At 73.0% G+C, this 16,844-nt stretch carries 11 protein-coding genes and 2 pseudogenes; 4 read left to right on the forward strand and 9 right to left on the reverse strand.

What is annotated here, in order from left to right; genetic code table 11:
* Nucleotides 1–330: 330 nt before the first annotated feature.
* The 3 genes and pseudogenes from QBL21_RS09980 to QBL21_RS09990 all read left to right on the forward strand — a co-directional run.
* Nucleotides 331–519: pseudogene (locus QBL21_RS09980) on the forward strand (PQQ-binding-like beta-propeller repeat protein); the annotation flags it as partial.
* Between the two features lie 175 nt (nt 520–694).
* Nucleotides 695–3,439, forward strand: coding sequence for an AAA family ATPase (locus QBL21_RS09985; protein ID WP_407561721.1), 2,745 nt, complete (start codon nt 695–697; stop codon nt 3,437–3,439).
* 234 nt (nt 3,440–3,673) lie between these two features.
* Nucleotides 3,674–5,116 carry a hypothetical protein gene (locus QBL21_RS09990; protein ID WP_407561722.1) on the forward strand — a complete coding sequence of 481 codons (1,443 nt, stop codon included), beginning with the start codon at nt 3,674–3,676 and terminating at the stop codon, nt 5,114–5,116.
* Nucleotides 5,117–5,333: 217 nt separating this feature from the next.
* Here QBL21_RS09990 and QBL21_RS09995 read toward each other — a convergent pair whose 3' ends face one another.
* The 5 genes from QBL21_RS09995 to QBL21_RS10015 all read right to left on the reverse strand — a co-directional run bounded on the left by QBL21_RS09995 (nt 5,334) and on the right by QBL21_RS10015 (nt 11,846).
* Complete coding sequence (locus QBL21_RS09995; protein ID WP_407561724.1) at nt 5,334–6,362, reverse strand: NAD(P)/FAD-dependent oxidoreductase; 1,029 nt, start codon at nt 6,360–6,362, stop codon at nt 5,334–5,336.
* A 10-nt stretch (nt 6,363–6,372) separates the two neighbouring features.
* The gene (locus QBL21_RS10000) at nt 6,373–6,891 is read right to left on the reverse strand and encodes an isoprenylcysteine carboxyl methyltransferase family protein (protein ID WP_407561725.1); all 519 of its coding nucleotides are present in this window, start codon (nt 6,889–6,891) and stop codon (nt 6,373–6,375) included.
* Nucleotides 6,888–7,976 carry a type III polyketide synthase gene (locus tag QBL21_RS10005; protein ID WP_407561726.1) on the reverse strand — a complete coding sequence of 363 codons (1,089 nt, stop codon included), beginning with the start codon at nt 7,974–7,976 and terminating at the stop codon, nt 6,888–6,890. The genes QBL21_RS10000 and QBL21_RS10005 overlap by 4 nt, the downstream gene beginning before the upstream one ends.
* A 95-nt stretch (nt 7,977–8,071) precedes the next feature.
* Nucleotides 8,072–8,905: a UbiA family prenyltransferase gene (locus QBL21_RS10010; protein WP_407561727.1), complete on the reverse strand. Its 834-nt coding sequence runs from the start codon at nt 8,903–8,905 to the stop codon at nt 8,072–8,074.
* Between the two features lie 1,732 nt (nt 8,906–10,637).
* Complete coding sequence (locus QBL21_RS10015) at nt 10,638–11,846, reverse strand: acyltransferase family protein (protein ID WP_407561728.1); 1,209 nt, start codon at nt 11,844–11,846, stop codon at nt 10,638–10,640.
* 126 nt (nt 11,847–11,972) lie between these two features.
* On the opposite strand from QBL21_RS10015, the pseudogene QBL21_RS10020 reads away from it, so the two are divergent.
* Nucleotides 11,973–12,214: pseudogene (locus tag QBL21_RS10020) on the forward strand (IS5/IS1182 family transposase); the annotation flags it as partial.
* 39 nt (nt 12,215–12,253) lie between these two features.
* On the opposite strand, the gene QBL21_RS10025 reads toward QBL21_RS10020, so the two are convergent.
* From QBL21_RS10025 to QBL21_RS10040, 4 genes are all read right to left on the reverse strand, one after another.
* Nucleotides 12,254–12,766, reverse strand: a complete 513-nt coding sequence (locus QBL21_RS10025) for a hypothetical protein (protein WP_407561729.1) — start codon at nt 12,764–12,766, stop codon at nt 12,254–12,256.
* Between the two features lie 380 nt (nt 12,767–13,146).
* Nucleotides 13,147–15,045 (reverse strand): glycoside hydrolase family 9 protein, encoded by a 1,899-nt coding sequence (locus tag QBL21_RS10030; protein WP_407561730.1) that lies wholly within the window; start codon nt 15,043–15,045, stop codon nt 13,147–13,149.
* 557 nt (nt 15,046–15,602) lie between these two features.
* Nucleotides 15,603–16,025, reverse strand: coding sequence for an ATP-binding protein (locus tag QBL21_RS10035; protein WP_407561731.1), 423 nt, complete (start codon nt 16,023–16,025; stop codon nt 15,603–15,605).
* 138 nt (nt 16,026–16,163) lie between these two features.
* On the reverse strand, nt 16,164–16,841 hold the full coding sequence (locus QBL21_RS10040) for a class F sortase (RefSeq protein ID WP_407561732.1): 678 nt from the start codon (nt 16,839–16,841) through the stop codon (nt 16,164–16,166).
* Nucleotides 16,842–16,844: the final 3 nt, after the last annotated feature.

Genomic DNA, 16,844 nt, shown 5'->3' on the forward strand with positions numbered 1-16,844 from the left:
CATTGATATCGCGTGAGGGTCCACTGCCGCTGTCCGGCCTGCTGGTTACCGGTGCCCCTGCGCGGGGCCCGGCTCGCCGACGGCCGCGCCAAGGCAGGGGCCGCCTGCGGCCGGACGCCGGACGTCAAGCGGCGGAGGGCAAGACCGGGGACTACTCTGGCGGGTCTGCGCGGTGGGCCAAAAGCCCTGAGAAGGCGACTGCTTCCAGTCATGCAGTCTGTCGGGGCCATGCACACGGCCCACCAGCTATCGCCGGGCAGCAGGGGCGCGACCTGGCCGACTTCCATGTGCCGTTCGATCGGTGAGCAGATGAACACCCGCCCCGCATCCGTCCACTTCGGCTCCGCGGACCACTGCATCTACGCGGTCGACGCGGTCGGTGGCCAGCTTCGCGGGAAGCCGGCCACGGACGGCGAGATCACGGGCTCCCCGGTGGTGGCGAACGGGGTAGTGTACGCGTGCAGCAAGGACCGCTGCGTCTACGCCCTGGACGCCGAGAAGGGCACCGCTCGCCGCTGAGCCGCGCGACGTTCCGCGCGCACGACCCGCCGACCCGGGCCGCGGCACCGGGAGACGTCGCGGCGCCCGGGCGCCAGCGAGGTGATCGCAGGTCCCGGGCGGCCGAGCACGAGAGCGACGCAGACGAGAGCCCCGGCTCACGCCGAGGGTCAGCCGGGGCCACGGGAGTCATGCGATGCACTTGGGCCAGCGCAGCCAGCGGCACACGATCGAACGGCTGCTCGCAGACGCGCGGGCGGGACGCAGCGGCGTGCGGGTGGTGCGCGGCGAGGCCGGCATCGGCAAGACCGCGCTGCTGGAGCACGCCCGTGGCGCCGCGGCGGGGTTCCGGGTGGAGTGCGCGGCCGGGGTGGAGTCCGAGACGGAGTTCGCGTTCGCGGGCCTGCACCAGTTGTGCGCGCCGCTGCTGGACCGGCTGGGTGCGCTGCCCGCCCCGCAGCAGGCCGCCTTGGGCGTGGCGTTGGGGCTGCGGGACGCGGATCCGCCGGACCGCTTCCTCGTCGGGCTGGCGACCTTGAGTCTGCTGGCCGAGGCAGCCGAGGAACGACCGCTGCTGTGCCTGGTGGACGACGCGCAGTGGCTGGACGAGGCTTCCGCGCAGATCCTCGCCTTCGTGGCACGGCGGGTCGACGCCGAGCGGATGGCGCTGGTGTTCGCGCTGCGCGATCCCGGCAGGCATGCGGCCTTCACCGGGCTGCCCGAGCTGCGCCCGGCCCGCCTCGGCGAGGCGGACGCGCGGGCACTGCTGGCCGCGACGATCCGGACACCGCTGGACGAGGGAGTGCGGGACAGGATCATCGCCGAAGCGCGTGGCAATCCCCTGGCGCTGCTGGAGCTGCCCCGCAGCGCGGAGCAGGCGCATCTGGCGGAGCTGGCGGGCGGGTTCGGACTGCCGGACACACTGGAGGTGCCGCACAGGATCGAGGACAGTTTCCGGCTCCGGTCGGCCTGCCTGCCCGCCGGGACACAGACGCTGCTGCTGGTCGCGGCGGCCGAGCCCCTCGGCGACGCGGCGCTGCTGTGGCGCGCCGCCGCGCACCTGGGCCTCGGCGCCGAGGCGGCCACGCCGGCGGAAGCAGCGGGGTTGCTGGAGATCGGCGCCCGGGTGCGGTTCCCTCATCCGCTGGCGCGCTCGGCCGTCTACCGGGCCGCCGCGCCTGCGGACCGCCGCCGTGCGCACCGGGCCCTGGCCACGGCGACCGACCCGCGTACCGCCCCCGACCGCCGAGCCTGGCACCGCGCACAGGCGGTGACGGCGACCGACGAGACGGTCGCGGCGGAGCTGGAGCGCTCGGCCGGCCGGGCACGGGCCCGCGGCGGTCTGGCCGCCGCGGCGGCGTTCCTGGAACGGGCGGTGACACTGACGCCGGAACCCGCCGACCGGGCACGCCGGGCGCTGGCCGCCGCACACGCCAAACACCACGCGGGCGCCTTCGACGCCGCCCTGGAACTGCTGACCGTCGCGTCGGCCGGGCCGCTGGACGCGCTGCCACGCGCCCGGGTCGAGCTGCTGCGCGCCCAGGTCGCGTTCCATCTGACACGCGGCAGCGAGGCGCCGGGGATGCTGCTGGACGCCGCCAAGACGCTCGCCCCGCTGGACGCCACACTGGCGCGCAAGACCTACCTGCAAGCCCTGGAGGCATCCCTCCTGGCCGGTCCGCTCGGTCACGACCGCACGGTGCCGGAGGCGGCCGAGGCCGCCCGGACGGCGCCCGCACCGCCGACGCCGCCGGGGCCGGTCGATCTGCTGCTGGACGGACTGGCGACCAGGTTCACGCACGGCTACGAGGCGAGCGTGCGCAGTCTGCGACGGGCCCTGGAGGCGTCCAGTGGCCTCGTACGCACCGCGGCGCCGGATGACGGCGTGAGCCGCTGCTGGATGTCGTTGACCTGCCGCGTCGCGTTGGCGCTGTGGGACGACGAGCAGGTCCACGCGCTGGCCGGCCGCCACGTCCGGGTCGCCCGCGACACCGGCGCGCTGGCCACGCTGCCCGTCGCGCTCAACAACCTCGCCGCCGCGCTCGTGCACGCCGGCGAGTTCGCCCAGGCCGCCGAGCTGGCCGCCGAGGCCACCGCGCTGACGCAGTCGACCGGTGACGCGCCGCTCCCCAACGCCCACCTGCTGCTCGCCGCCTGGCGCGGCCGGAGGGCCGCGACCTCCGAGCTGTACGCCGCCGTCGTCCGGGACGCGACCGAGCGGGGCGAGGGCGCGGCGGTCACGCTGGCCCAGTACGCCCTGGCCGTGCTGTACAACGGACTCGGCGACTACCGCGCCGCCCTCACCGCCGCCGCCGGCCCTTGCGACACCGACGAACTGGAGCACGGCAACCTGGCCCTGCCCGAGCTGATCGAGGCTGCCGTCCGCGCGGGTGAACACGCGCGCGCCGGCACCGCGCTGGCATCGCTCGAAGCACGTGCGTCGGCCAGCGGCACCGGGTGGGCGCTCGGGCTGCTCGCCCGCTCACGTGCACTGACCGGCGGCGGCCCGGCCGCCGAGACGCACTACCGCGAGGCGATCGAGCGGCTCGGCGGCTGCCGGATGACCACCCATCTCGCCCGCGCGCACTTGGTCTACGGGGAGTGGCTGCGCCGCGAGCGCCGACGCCGGGAAGCGCGCGAGCACTTGCGCACCGCCCACGAGCTGCTGTCCGGTATGGGCGCCGAGGCGTACGCCGCACGCGCCGTCCGCGAGTTGCGCGCCGCCGGCGAACAGCCACGCCCGCCGGCCGCCCGGCCGGCCGACACGCTCACCCCGCACGAGCTGCACATCGCACGGCTGGTGGCCACCGGGGCGACCTCCAAGGAGGTCGGCGCGCAGCTCTTCCTCAGCCCGCGCACCATCGACGCACACCTGCGCAGCATCTTCCGCAAGCTCGGCATCACCTCCCGCCGCCAACTGCGGAACCTGCAACTTCCCTGACCCCTCGACCGCCGTGTACCCGGTGGAATAGGCGACGTTCGCCGATGCGGCCCCGGTGCGGAGACGGCCAGCATGGACCGCGTGCCGGAACACCCGGCGTGCACACCATCCTTGGGGGAGAGCTTCTTGAGAACAGAGTTACCGAGCGCCGCCGCCGAGGCCGCGCGATCGTCCCTGCCGCCTCGGACCGCACCGCGACGCCGCCGGCGCTCCGCGTTCCTCGCGGTGGCGATCGTGACCGCGCTCATTGCGGCCGTCGCCGTCGTCACGGTCCTGAACCCGGCTGCTCCGACCGCCAGCGCCCAGCCGGCCTTCACGTACTCGTCGAGCTGGAACATGAACGGCGAGATGGGAGGTCCCGGGGAGGCCCCCGGTACCGGTGTGGCGCGCTCGGAGAGCCGCTGGGTGGCCGACCTTCAGCCGGAACTGCTGCGGGGCGCGAACATGATCGCCGTCCAGGAGGCGGGCACCCACCCGCCACCGAGGTCGAGACAGACGCGGTCGTGGGCCAACGGCGCGGTCACGGAGAACTACTGGGACGCCGGTACGGACCGCGTGAGACACACGAACGTCTACTTCGCCGACGTGGGCCAGCAGCGCAACGGCCTGGCCCTCGTGACCCACGAGGCCGCGGACGAGGCCGTGCTGCTCCCGATGGTCAACCGTCCGAACGCCCGTCCGGTGCTGGGCGTGCGGTTCGGTGTCATCTGGTACTTCACGGGGCACGCGCCGTCCGGCGGAGCCGCCGCCGACGCGCTCATACAGACCGCCAACCAGTTCATGGCGAACCGGCCGGGCGACGAGCGTCACCGGATCCTGGCCGACTTCAACGACAACCCGTCACACCTGCCGCTGGCGTACCAGAGGCACATCGTGCGCTCGAACCAGCCCACCCACCAGGGCGGCGGCGAGCTGGACTGGGCCTACTACGGCGATGCGGACCAGCGCACCGTCCAGGTCGACCGGCAGGGACTCGACTCCGACCACTACATGCTGCGCTTCTTCGTGCTCCCGGGCTGCGGCCCCCGGCCGATGGCCGCGAGAGCCGAGGCCGCGCCGGCGAGCGCCCCCGGGGAGCCGGACTGCACGGCGCCGGTGCCCGGCGAGGCGTACCGCATCTACTCCAGGTACCTGGACAACGCGGTCATCGCCCGGGACTCGCCGTTCGGAAACGGTGCCCCGATTGTGAGGCACCCGACGACCAGCGGCAACGCGAGCGAAGAGGTGCTGTACGTGCACTTCAGCAACGAACCCGGCCGGTACCTCCTCTGCTTCAGTCCACCCGTCCGGGCTCCCTTCGGCGGCACCCCCCAGAGCCAGTGCCTCACGCGCGGCGCGGAGGATTCCGTCAATCTCTGGTGGATGGCGCCCGACAACGAGTCGCAGCACTGGGAGTTCCGGCAGGGCCACATCCACTCCCCCCACCTCGGTGCGGAGCTGCAGCCGAGCCCGGAGGAACTGGGGGCCCGGATGCGAGTGGAGACCAGGTTCTACCAGTGGCGGTGGGAGCGGTACGAACCGCCCCGCGATGCCGATGACGGCGGGGAGTGGGACCACGGCGATCTGAGGAAGCGAGACCCCCTGGACGTCGAGGAGTCACAGCCGGACGAGGACGACGACACCGACGCGGATGCAGGGGAGCAGCGGCCGGCGGCAGAGCCGGCTCCCGGGCCGTGAGGAGGTAGATCGCCGGCGCGAGGGCTCCCGCGCCCCCGTGTGGGGGGTGCGGGAGCCCTGCTGCATCATGACGCTCGTTTGACGCTCCGAGCCTTTGGTGGCCCTCTGGCAGATTCGAAGACCAGCCTCTGACCCGCGTGTTCTTACGACTTGCGCAGACCATCCGGGGCCAGGGAGAGGCAGTGCGAAGGGACGGGGATAGTGGCCCGGGGCCGGGTCACGTCCGGGCCGGATGCGCGAGCGCGTCGACGGTCGCGGCGAACAACCACGGCAGCCGCTGCGCCGCGGGCACCAGTGCTGCCCGGACCGGGGGCGTCCTCGTCGCGCCGAGCAGCGCCCGGGTCAGCCAGCGATAGCGCCGGGTGATTCGCCACCACTCCCGTTCGTAGGCCGTCAGGTCGCCGCTCACGACTGCCCGCACCGCCGCCGACGCCTGCGCGAGCGCCAGCGCGATGCCCTCGCCGGTGAGCGCGTCCACGTAGCCGGCCGCATCGCCGACCAGCAGCACCCGGCCGGCCGTGCGCGCGCTCGCAGCCTGGCGGAGCGGGCCCGCCCCGCGCACCGGCCCGGCGGTGCCGACTCCGGCCAGCCGCTCCTGCAACGCGGGGAAGGCGGCAAGGTGGTCGTCGTACGGTCTGCGGGCGGTGGTGAGCACCGCGACGCTCACGAGGTCGTCGGCCACCGGCGTCACATAGACCTCCGCGTCACGGGCCCAGTGCACCTCGACGTAGTCGCTCCAGGGGGCGAGGCTGTAGTGACGCCGCAGCCCGTGCCTCAGGTGGGCCCGATGCGGCCGGTGCAGGCCCAGGGCTCGGCGGATCGGAGAGTGCAGGCCGTCGGCGGCGGCGAGGTGGCCGGTGCGGGTGCCGTCGACCACGACACCGTCGTCGTCCTGCTCGACACGGCGCACGGTGCGCTGCTCGACCCGTACGCCCGCGGCCAGCGCCACCTCGCGCAGCGCCGTGTGCAGCGCGGTGCGACGCACCCCGCGGCCCGGGCCCGCCCGGAAGTCGGCGTCGACCCGGTGTGGCCCGGCGACGTACCGGATGCCCCGCAGGTCGTGCCCCGGCGGGTGCACGCCGAGCGCCGCCAGGGCGGTGACGGCACCCGGCATCAGCCCCTCGCCGCACGCCTTGTCGACGGTGCCGGCGCGCTGCTCCCAGACGGCGACGTCGAGCCCCGCCCGGGCCGCGTGCAGGGCCGTGGCGAGACCCGCGGGTCCGGCGCCGGCGATGAGCAGGTCCATGCGCGCCTCCTCAGGCCAGCCGTGCCAGGGCGGCGTCCTCGACGCGCATGCGGGTGGTGAGCAGGAACCCGTTCAGCATGGTGAAGACGACTGCCGTGATCCAGGCCGAGTGCACCAGCGGCAGCGCGAGGCCCTCGACGACGACGGCGACGTAGTTCGGGTGCGAGAACCAGCGGTAGGGGCCGCCGGTCACGCGCGGACTGCCGGGCACGACGATCACCCGGGTGTTCCACTGCCGGCCCAGGGTGGCGATGCACCACCAGCGCAGCGCCTGTGAGGCCGCGACGAGCAGGAGCATGGCCCAGGCGAGGACCGGTGCGGTGTCCGGCCGCCGCACCCACACCTCCACGAGCGCGCCGGCAAGCAGGCCCGTGTGCAGCACCACCATGAACGGATAGTGGCCCCGCCCGGACTCCACGCCGCCCCGCGCGATGCTCCAAGCGGCGTTGCGCTGGGAGACGACCAGTTCGGCGACCCGCTCCAGGCCGACGGCCAGGACCAGGGCGGTGAACAGGATCTCGCCGCTCACCCCTCACCCCCGGGGGCGCGCAGGAGGACGAGTTCAGAGCAGAAGCCGGGGCCCATGGCAAGCATGAGCCCGTAGGATCCGGGCGGGGGCGGGCGGTGGGCGAGCGTGTCCGCCAGGACGTGCAGCACCGAGGCGGAGGACAGGTTGCCGATCCGGCGCAGCGAGTCCCAGGTCACCCTCAGGGCGTCCCGCTCGACGCCGAGGGCTTCCTGTAGGGCCTCCAGGACCTTGGGGCCGCCGGGGTGTGCGACGTACCAGCCGAGGTCCTCGCCGGTCAGTCCGTGGTCGGCGAGGAAGCCGCGGACGTCTTCGCCGACGTACCGGCGCACCAGGTCGGGGACCGAGGAGTCGAGCACGATCCGGAAGCCGCCGGCACCGATGTCCCAGCCCATCGCGCGCTCCGATTCGGGGTAGAGACGGCTGCGCGAGGCGAGCACCTCGGGGCGGGCGGGGTCGTCGGACTGCGCAAGCGGGTGTTCGGGGCCGACGGCGACCACCGCCGCGGCACCGTCCCCGAACAGCCCGCTTGCCACGAGGTTGGCGAACGAGGTGTCGTCACGCTGAAGGGTGAGCGAGCACAGTTCGACCGACATCAGCACCGCGACCCCGTCCGGGTTGCTGCGCAGCAGGTCGCGCAGGCGGGCGATGCCGGCCGCGCCGGCGACGCAGCCGAGGCCGACGAGGGGCAGGCGCACCACGTCGGGGCGCAACCCGATCTCCGCCGCGACGCGGGCTTCGAGCGAGGGGACGGCCAGGCCGGTCACCGTGCACGACACGATGTAGTCGACGTCGGCCGACGTGAGGCCGACGTCCTTGAGCGCCTCGACCACCGCGCGACTGCCGAGTTCGACGCCGGCCCGGATGAAGACGTCGTTCGACCGGCCGAAGTCCCCGAGCCGGGCGTACTCCTCCAGCGGGAGCACGGTGTGCCGGCTCTCGACGCACGCGTTGCGGTGCAGCCGCTCGACGACGCGGCGATCGAGCGTGCCCTCGACCAGCGTGCTGGCGAAAGACTCGGTGATCTCCTCCTGCCGGTAGCGGTGCTCGGGCAGGATGCCGCGCACGCTGAGGACGCGTATGGTCATGCTGGCTCCCGGGTCGGGCCGATCGGACGAGTGGGTACGACGAACGCCCGGCCGAGGCCGAGCGCGACGGTGTGGGTGAGCGGGTGCCGACGCCATCAGCCGGCCACGAGCAGGACGACGTCGAGCAGGGCGATGGCCAACGCGGCCCGGAAGGGGGTACGCCCCCGGGCGACCAGCGTGAACACCGCCAGGACGGCCACCGGTACGAGGGACGCCCCTGCCCACCACGAGGGGGCACCGGCGGGACCGAGCACGGCGAGTAGCGAGGCTGCCGGCAGCAGCACCGCGGCCAGGACGCGCGAGCGCCGTCCGCCGAGCCGGTGGGGCAGGCTGCGGACGCCGGTGCGTGCGTCGTCGGCGAGGTCGGGCAGGGCGTTGAGCAGATGCGCCCCGACGCCGAGCGCGGCCCCGGCACCGGTCATCCACAGGGGTGCCCAGACCGGGGCGGGGCCGGCGAGGGTGACGATCGACGGCAGCGCCCCGAAGGCACTGGCGTAGGGCACCCAGGACCACAGGGTGGCTTTGAGCCCGAGGTTGTAGATGTGGCCCGCACCGGTGCCGAGGACGACGTTGACCAGCGCGCTGCGCCAGCCGCAGAGCGCGGACAGTACGAGACACGCGAGCGCGGCGGTGACCACGGCACGCACCACCCAGCCGACCGGGAGGGCGCCGGTGGCCAGCGGTTTGTCGGTGCGGCCGACGACACGGTCGCGGGAGAGATCGCGCAGGTCGTTGCCCCAGCCGATCGTCAACTGACCGGTGAACACCGCTCCGGTGACGACGACGGCGTCGAGCGGATCCAGGTCCGCGCGCAGTGCGAGCAGGGCCGTGACGGCGGTGACCGCCAGGGCGGGCCCGCCGTGGGCTGCGGCGAGCAGCGCAAGCACGGGCGACGGTCCGGGGCGTGCCTGAGCGGAATCGGTGGTCACGGGAGTCGCCGCACCGCCACCGGACCCCGGCGGGTGGCGTCGCCAACCGCGCCAAGCCCGGTGCGCGCCTGCACCACGGGCGCCCCGCCGGACGCGGCCACCCTCATGCCCCCGGCCACCCCGGCAGGCGCGTCCGGGCCGCCCCGAAGGCCCTGCCCGGTCACCCGGTGTCGAACTGTTGCAGGCGCCCATGCCAGGCAGCGGGCATGACGGCGCGGACCGCCGCAGAGGGCCCGGGCACCGGCCCAGCACCGAGCGCGTCCGCGATGACCGCCGCGCTCGCGGGCGTATCGGCGGTGAGATGGAAGGGAGCCGCCACGCGCCGCCGGAGCGCCACGGCGATCGCCTCGGCGTCGTCGTCCGGGTGAACCGTTGCGGTAGTCAGCCCTCGGTCCCTCGGCAGGGCCGGCAGCAGGCCGAGCGCCCTGCCGAGTACGAGGGCGGGCACGGCATACCGGAGCGGCGAGCGGGCCGGCGCCACCCTGCCCGGCGATCCCCGGCCACGATCGGGTGACGAGCGCGCCGGTGCCGGAGGCCGCGTGCTGGTCGAGGAGGCGTTCGGCTGCCGGCTTGTGCCGGCTGTGCCAGGAGCCGGGCATGCCCCTGGTGGGCCAGGACTCCTCGACCCCACGGTTGGCCTTCTGCGGAGAGCCGGCGCCGACCGAGGACCTGTGGACCAGGTGGGGAACGCCGGTCACGGCGACGGCCCTGAGCACCCGGCGGATGCCGCCGATTCCGAGTCCGGTGAGGCAGGCGGGGTCGTGGGACAGATGAAAGCCCTGTGCCGAGTGAACGACCGCGCCCGCGCCGGTGGACGCCCCGACGAGCGTGTCGTGGCAAGCCGCGGCGCCGAAGTCCACCGAGCGCCATTCGACGCCACGGCTGTCGGGGCCCTCGGGCCGCCGCCGGGCCAGGCATCCGAGGCCGTAGGCGTCCTCGACACGCAGACCTTGCACGACGACGGAACCGACGGTCCGGCTCGCCCCGGTAATCGCGACACGCATGCACATGGGGTGCCCCGTCGCTCCTCCGCTCACACGAGGCGTTCCGGCATCCGGCGGACACGGCAGTCGGGCCGATTCCTCCGCCCGCTTCGATCCGCTCGCCGTCTGGGACCTCTCCATCCTCGCCAAGGAGCGCCGGGCCTTGCCATCGCGCCTGCCCTCCGCCTCGGCCTCCGTACCGCCATAACGCGCCGCTGAGTTGCTCGCCCTGCCCGCAGGGGCCGCCCCGTCTCCCACGGTCCAGGCGCGGCCGGCGCCCACCCACGCCCTCGCCGCCGCAGAACGCGGCATGCTTTCCGGCGGCCGACGGATGCGATACCCAGATGGAGTAGCTTGGCGACCTGCCTCGCGGGCGTGTTGGCGCCCAGGCCAGTTCCCTCCAAGGGTTGTCCCGGGCCGGCCGCCCTCGGCGTTGCCTCGCCCGCCCGTCACTCTAATTTTCTTGATCGCGCGGGCTGATGTCGCGATCGGCGTCCGCCGTGAAAGGGGCTGCACGGCAACGTCTGCACCCTCCCGGACAAGGCCGACCAGGCCGCATCCGGAGGGAAGGCGGCTCCCGAGGCGGCCGTCCGCCGAAGTTCGACCCGGAGACGACAAGGCCCGGCACCTGGTCGAGTGAGGTATCAATCACGGTGGCCGCGAGGTACCAAAAGCTCGCGGTCCGCTGCGAGGCGACCGTCCTCGTAGCGGCTCTCAACGAGTGGCTGACCAGCCCATTCGAGACGCCCCTAGGGTCGCATCCCGAACAGGAAGCGGGTCGCCCGCGTGCGGCGGACCAGCAGCTCGTACGCGGTGAGGGTGAGGATGAGGGCGATCACCACGAGCACGGCGTACTCGACCGGGATCGGCGCGGACCAGCCGGTCACGAAGTACGCGACGGCGACCACGATCGGCTGGTGCAGGACGTACAGCGGAAGCACGGCCGCGGCGAGATAGCCATAGAGGCGACGACGCGTCGTCGGGGTCGGTTTCGGCGCCGCCCGCGGTTGCTCTGGCCGCCGACGGTCGAGGAGGCCTGGGATGGCGACCACCAGGCACCATCCGGCCGCACCGAACAGCGCCCGTGAGGCGGTGGCCAGGACGGTCATCTCCGTGAAGGGCTCGTCGGCCAGGGCAAAGCCGGGGCCGGCCGCCGCGAAGAGCAGGGCGCCGAGCCAGGCTGCGGTCCCGGCGTCGCGCCGCATCACGGTGCGGAAGCGGTCGTCGGTGGCGAGCGCGAAACCGGCAACGAAGAACAGCAGGTACGACCAGCGGTGCCAGCCCGCGTAGTCCTCCTCCAGCCGTGCGAAGGCACAGATCACCGCGAACGCGAGGGCCGGCAGGAACACGACGCCCCGCCGGTGCAGGGTCGCCTCCGCCACCCGGTCGCGGATGCGGCGGACGCGCTCGCGCGGCAGCCACCGGTGGAACGGCACCAGCATGAGGGAAAACGCCAGGAGGAGCACGACGAACCAGAGATGGCCGGTCTCGAAGTGCTCGCCCTGGACGAGGAAGGGGAACTCTTCGGGCTCCAGGTGCACGTCGTAGAAGCGGGGCAGGAAGCGGAGGTACGACTCGTGGTAGGCGGCATCGGCCGAGCGCAGCCGCAGCCACTGCGGCAGCGGGTTCAGCGCGAGGGTCGCGAAGACCAGCGGAACGCCGAGCCGCAGCAGCCGCTCGCCGGCGAAGCCGCCCGCGCCGCGGCGCTGAAGCGAGTGCCAGGCACCGAGACCGGAGATGAGGAACAGCAGCGGCATAGCCCAGACGACCCCGAACCCGGCGATGATCATGACGGCTTCGCTGGTCTCGGCGTTCTTGACGTAGAAGTCGTCGTCGGCGGCGAATACGAGCGCCGAGTGGAAGAAGACCAGCCCGATCACGACCAGCATCCGGATCGCATCCAACTCCGGCCGCCGCTCCGGTAGCGGTGCCTGCGCCGGTTCCGCGCGCGTCGCCATAACTGCCCCCCCCCGTCACCTGTACGCCACCAGTGTTGGGAAGGCGACTGCCGGGCGCCACCCCCGCAACGGACTCCGCTCACAGCGAAGATCGACTTCCGGCACACGCCCTACGGCTGTCCCGCAGCGGACCTCGGCTACAGGGGCACCGCCTGGTCATCCCGCGCCGCCGCCAGCCCGGCAAGTCGAACTCCCGGACTGGAAAGAGGAACACGATACCTCCCACCGCACAGTCCGCGCGCGCGTGAAGGCTCCTTCGCCAGGGTGAAGACCAGGAAGATCCTCCGTGATTGCCGCCTCAAGGCGACGGCGTCCACCACGCCGTGCTCGGCATCACCCGCCTGCACAACCTCACCCTCGCCGGGTGAGCAAGAGCCCCGCAGCTCATTCAGCACGCCGTAGATCATTTACGGGACCACGCTTAGGCGCGTGCGGGGGGGAAGGTCGTAGCGGCTGACGGCCAGGTAGGTTTCCGGCGTTGCCGATTCGAGGAGGCCCTCGCCGCTCTCCAGGTCGAGTTCCGGCTCCTGGTCGCGGCGCAGCAGGTTGCTCCAGTCGCTCGCCGCGCCTCCCTCGTAGGCGTCCCGGAGCTGGAGACGCAGCCGTGGGCGGGCTTCCTCCTGCTGTTCGCGGAAGATCCGCCGCTGGGTGAGGCGCTGTTCTTTCTGGGCCTCGTCGCTGAGTTCCAGGTCGGCGGCCGGCTGGTCCTCGGCGCGCAGTCCCGGGGTGCGCCGGGCGATGGCGAGGTCTTCCTCGTGGAGGCGCTCGCAGGCGGCGAACAGCTTCCGCGGCATGCCGAGGTGGATCTCCGTTCCGGGGACGCGGCAGGTCCGGAAGTCGTCGAGGCCCAGGGAACGGATTCCGGCACGCAGGGTGTACCGGTCGGCGTCCTGAACTGCTCCGCGGGCGTCGGCACGCATGGCGAGAGTGGAACCGTCGTCTTCCAGGGGTGTGGTCAGGCCGGAGCGTCGGTGGCGGGAAGAGCGGTCGGCCGGAACGGGCACGGTACGCAACTGGGCGGCGGGAGCCGAGCGCAGCGCCAGAAAGGCGAGCATCTGGGCCCGGGCCGCGCCGAAGAGCGCATCGTCGCTGTCGCCGATGCGGTCTTCCAGTCTGCCAAGGCCCGCCGCTTCGTCGTCAGTGCCGAAGCTGTCGACGTAGGTCAGCGGCGGTTCGAGTTCGGCGCCGGGATAGCGATGGTGTGGTGTTCCTGCGGGTACCCGGTGGCCGGGCCATGGTCACCGGGTGTTCGCGGGGCGGTGATCCCACCGCCGTTGCCGTTCCGGCCAGCACGTACGGTCTAGCCTCCGGGCGTCGGACCCGGCTCCTCGCCCCAGACCCGCTCGCCCGAGTCGTACAGCGGGATGTTCTCGGCGACGGCCGGCTGGTTGGTCAGTCCCTGGTACGACCAGTCGTCGGTGGGGTCCCAGCCGGCGCCCCCGGTGATGCGGAACTGCACCTCGGCGCGGTGCTGGGACTGGCCGCCGGGGAAGATCGCCTTTCCGGTGCAGTCCAACTCCACGTAGTACAGGTCGCCCTCCGCCTGGAAGGGCCCGCGCAGCGGCGAGGGGCACTCGCTGTAGCCGGAGAACAGGGTGAGGTCCGCCGGGTCCACGCCCTCGTCGAGGGTGAACCAGTAGCGGAAGGCGCCCTGGTCCAGCGTTCGTGCGGGGAAGCCGCTGCGGTTGCGGACGGTGGCCTTGACCTCGGTGAATCCCGCTCCGGCGGCGTTCAGGGACGCCTCGACGTACATCTCCGGGCCGTCGGGCTCCTCGGGTTGCGGGAAGTCGGGCAGCGGGGTGCCGCCGTGCCGTTCGACGAGGGCGGCGAGTGCGCCGGACAGGCCGGCGTTGTAGTCGGTGGCGACCTCGTTGGCGACGTAGTCCTGGCGGTTGTCGGTGTACCTGTCGTCGGGGCCGGAGGGGCCGCCGACCAGGGCGCCGTAGAGCACGTGGCGGTTGGTCTCGGGCGCGGTGAGCTGGTCGGTCCAGGAGCCGTGGGCGGTGCGGTGGTGCGGGTTGCGCGGCGGGTTGGCGCCGAAGCCGACGACGTAGCTGGAGTCGCGCGGGTTGTCGCCGAGCATGTAGTCGATCTGGCGCTCGCCGAACGTGCGGTAGCGCGTCGCCCGGTCCGGGTCGGTGCCGGCGAGCCAGTCGGAGTAGACCAGGGCGACGAAGGCGGTGTTGGCGGCGTAGCGCAGCGAGCCCCAAGTGTCGAGGACGGCCTGGCCGCCGGGCGAGTACGGCACGCGCTGGCCGCCCACGCCGGTGGTCCAGTAGTCGAGCCAGCGGTTGGCGTCCTGGACGTACCGGTCGTCGCCGGTCTCCATGGCCAGCAGCGCGTAGGCACCGTACGCCTTGTTGTCCCACGCCATGGTCCAGCGGTAGCTGCGGGTGTCGCTCTGCGGCTCGGTGCCGAGGCGGTCGTACTCGGTCTCGGCCTTGGCGAGGTAGGAGGCGTCGCCGGTCGCCTTGTAGAGCCAGTACGCGCCCCAGACGAGCTCGTCCTGGTAGCCGGACCAGGAGCGGTAGAAGTTGCCGGCGGGCACGCAGTCCGAGTAGACGCCCCGGTGGGTGTCGGCGAAGTCGTACAGCTCCTCGGCGTGACGGACGAGGGTCGCGGCGTACGACGGGTCGTCGTCGGCGAAGAGCAGCGAGGACGACGCCATGGCGGCGGCGGTCTCGCCGGCGACGTCCGATCCCGGGCAGCCGGGGTGCACCCGGTAGGACGGCCGCTCCATCGGCATGACCTCGGCGGGCCCCCACCACCGGTGGTCGGCGTCGCCGTCGCCGACCTGGGCGTAGAGGACGTCGGGCTCGGGGTGCGCGCGGATGAAGTAGTCGTTGGCCCAGCGCAGGTTGTCCTTGAGGTACGCGAGCTGGCCCGACTGCCGGTAGCCGTCCTCCGCAGCCAGCCCGCCCCAGGCGAGCAGGGTGGTCGTGAACGCCATCGGGAAGCCGAACTTCACGTGGTCGCCCGCGTCGTACCAGCCGCCGGTGAGGTCGACGCCGACGTCGGAGCCGTCGTCGAGCGCGGAGTCGCCGCGCCAGCCGACGCGGTTGCCGGCCGGGAGGTCGCCGGAGCGCTGCGCCTCGTAGAAGAACATCGACTTCTGTAGCGCCTCGGCGTAGTTGAACCCCGCCTCCGGCGCCTCGCCGGCGTCTGCCGCGGGCGGGGCGAGCAGCCCGCCGCCGAACACCACCCCTGCTGTCAGCCCGACGACGAGCCCGGGTCGCCCGCGACCCCATCGGCGAGGGCCCCTGCGTCCGGCGCTGCGGGCGGGACGGGCAGATGCGGAAGTCGGCATGCGGCGGCCCTTCTGATTCCGTGGTCGGCGGGATCCCGGCATGGCATGGGAGCGCTCCCAGTTCACTCCCATGCTCCTCTTGTGCCGTGCTCACGTCAATGATGCGAGCGGGGGATGAGGTGTCCGCCGCCGATGGTGACCGTCCAGCGGGCCGGAAGTGTCAGCGTGGTCGCGCGGCCGGACGCACGACCGGGCGTGCGAGCAGCCGATCGCGCGTCCTGGAGTGGCAGGACACCCGGGAGGGGCGGTGTCCCGGTGAGCGGTGCCCGGTGGGCGGGTCAAGGCCGGTGTCGCTGGAAGCGGGAGCCGTTGCGACCGCACTACCGCTGGCGGCGCGGCGTCTTGAGGCGCCGCCGGTCTCGTCGCGGTACGTGTCGAATGCCGTCACATGGCATCCGTCAGCGCATCGGAACGACTCCCGCTCACACGTGCCTGACCGCGTGGCCTGCCTACCAGGGAAGGAAGACGTGCACGGATTTCCCGTCGGGCTCACGCACGGAGAAGGCTTCCAGCGCCAGGGTGTTGATCAGATACCACCCGATTCCGGAACCGGCGGACAGGTTCACGCGCCGCGGCCGGGGGAGGTCGATGCTGGAATCACGCAGCGCTACGTGAATCTCCTCTCCCGTGTCCCGCATGGTGAGCGTGAAAGGACCGGGTGCGTAGCAGAAGGTGTTGGCCGCCAGCTCGCTGACCACCAGGAGCACGTCGTACGGTCTCTCCGGTGCTGAAGGCGGCCGGATGCCCTCCAAGTCCTCCAGGAAGACGGCGGCGGTGTCCCGGGCCCGGCTGACACAGTCGTACTCGCCGTCGAAGTGCTGGACCAGCACTGGCCTGCGGTCCATCGTCTGTGTCACGTCGGGCCTGCGCATTCCCTTGATCATTCGATTCACGCTCCCGTTCCCCAGGGACAGCGATCTTCATGCGTCGTATGCCCGAGATCACCGCAGACATGCCCAAGCCCTCCGGCGCGGGCATCGGCTGGGCGGCTGTCCGCCCCGCCGGCCGCGTCATCCTCCGTTCTGCCGGTCGGTGAGGGTGGCGTAGACGACGATGTTGTCGGCGTAGTAGTGGTTCGCCTCGTCGAACTCGCCGCCGCAGGTGATCAGGCGCAGTCCGGCGTGGTCCAGGTTGCGGTAGACCTCGACGGTGGGGAAGTCCGCCTTCGGATAGCGTTCGGTGCGCTGTACCTCGAAGCGGGCGGTGCGGCCGTCGGCGCGCTCGACGGTGACGAGGCCGCCCGGGCGCAGGTCGCCGAGGCGGTAGAAGACGGACTTCGCGCCGTTCCAGGTGACGTGACCGGCGATGACGGCGGGGCCGAGTTCGCCCGGGGTGGGGCCGGGGGTGTACCAGCCGGCCTGCCGGTGATCCGCCGGGGTCTGCATGGCGCCGTCCTCGTCGCGGCCGAGCCGTTCCAGCGCGGAGGTCACCCCCAGCGACGGGATCGACAGCCGTGCGGGGGCGGAGGCGGGCAGCGGCCGGGCGCGGGAGGCACCGGAGGCGTCGCCGTCGTCCGGGTCGCGGTGGCCGGGCGGGTGCGACGAGAACGCGGGCGCCGGGCCGGCGGACGGCGGGCGCGGTGGCGCCGGATCCTCCTGGAGCAGGCCGGCGGCGAGCAGCACCGCGGCTGCGACGGCCAGCGCCGTCGCAGCCGCGATCATGACGCGGGTGCGTGTGGTCACGCGCATCGC

Source organism: Streptomyces sp. 184, from assembly GCF_045781775.1.
GTDB lineage: Bacteria > Actinomycetota > Actinomycetes > Streptomycetales > Streptomycetaceae > Streptomyces.

Excerpts from the sequence above, each read along its gene's own strand:
- QBL21_RS09985 (WP_407561721.1), top strand. The coding sequence starts at position 695 with ATGCACTTGGGCCAGCGCAGCCAGCGGCACACGATCGAACGGCTGCTC.
- QBL21_RS09995 (WP_407561724.1), bottom strand. The coding sequence starts at position 6,362 with ATGGACCTGCTCATCGCCGGCGCCGGACCCGCGGGTCTCGCCACGGCC.
- QBL21_RS10005 (WP_407561726.1), bottom strand. The coding sequence starts at position 7,976 with ATGACCATACGCGTCCTCAGCGTGCGCGGCATCCTGCCCGAGCACCGC.
- QBL21_RS10015 (WP_407561728.1), bottom strand. The coding sequence starts at position 11,846 with ATGGCGACGCGCGCGGAACCGGCGCAGGCACCGCTACCGGAGCGGCGG.
- QBL21_RS10025 (WP_407561729.1), bottom strand. The coding sequence starts at position 12,766 with ATGCGTGCCGACGCCCGCGGAGCAGTTCAGGACGCCGACCGGTACACC.
- QBL21_RS10035 (WP_407561731.1), bottom strand. The coding sequence starts at position 16,025 with ATGCGCAGGCCCGACGTGACACAGACGATGGACCGCAGGCCAGTGCTG.
- QBL21_RS10040 (WP_407561732.1), bottom strand. The coding sequence starts at position 16,841 with ATGCGCGTGACCACACGCACCCGCGTCATGATCGCGGCTGCGACGGCG.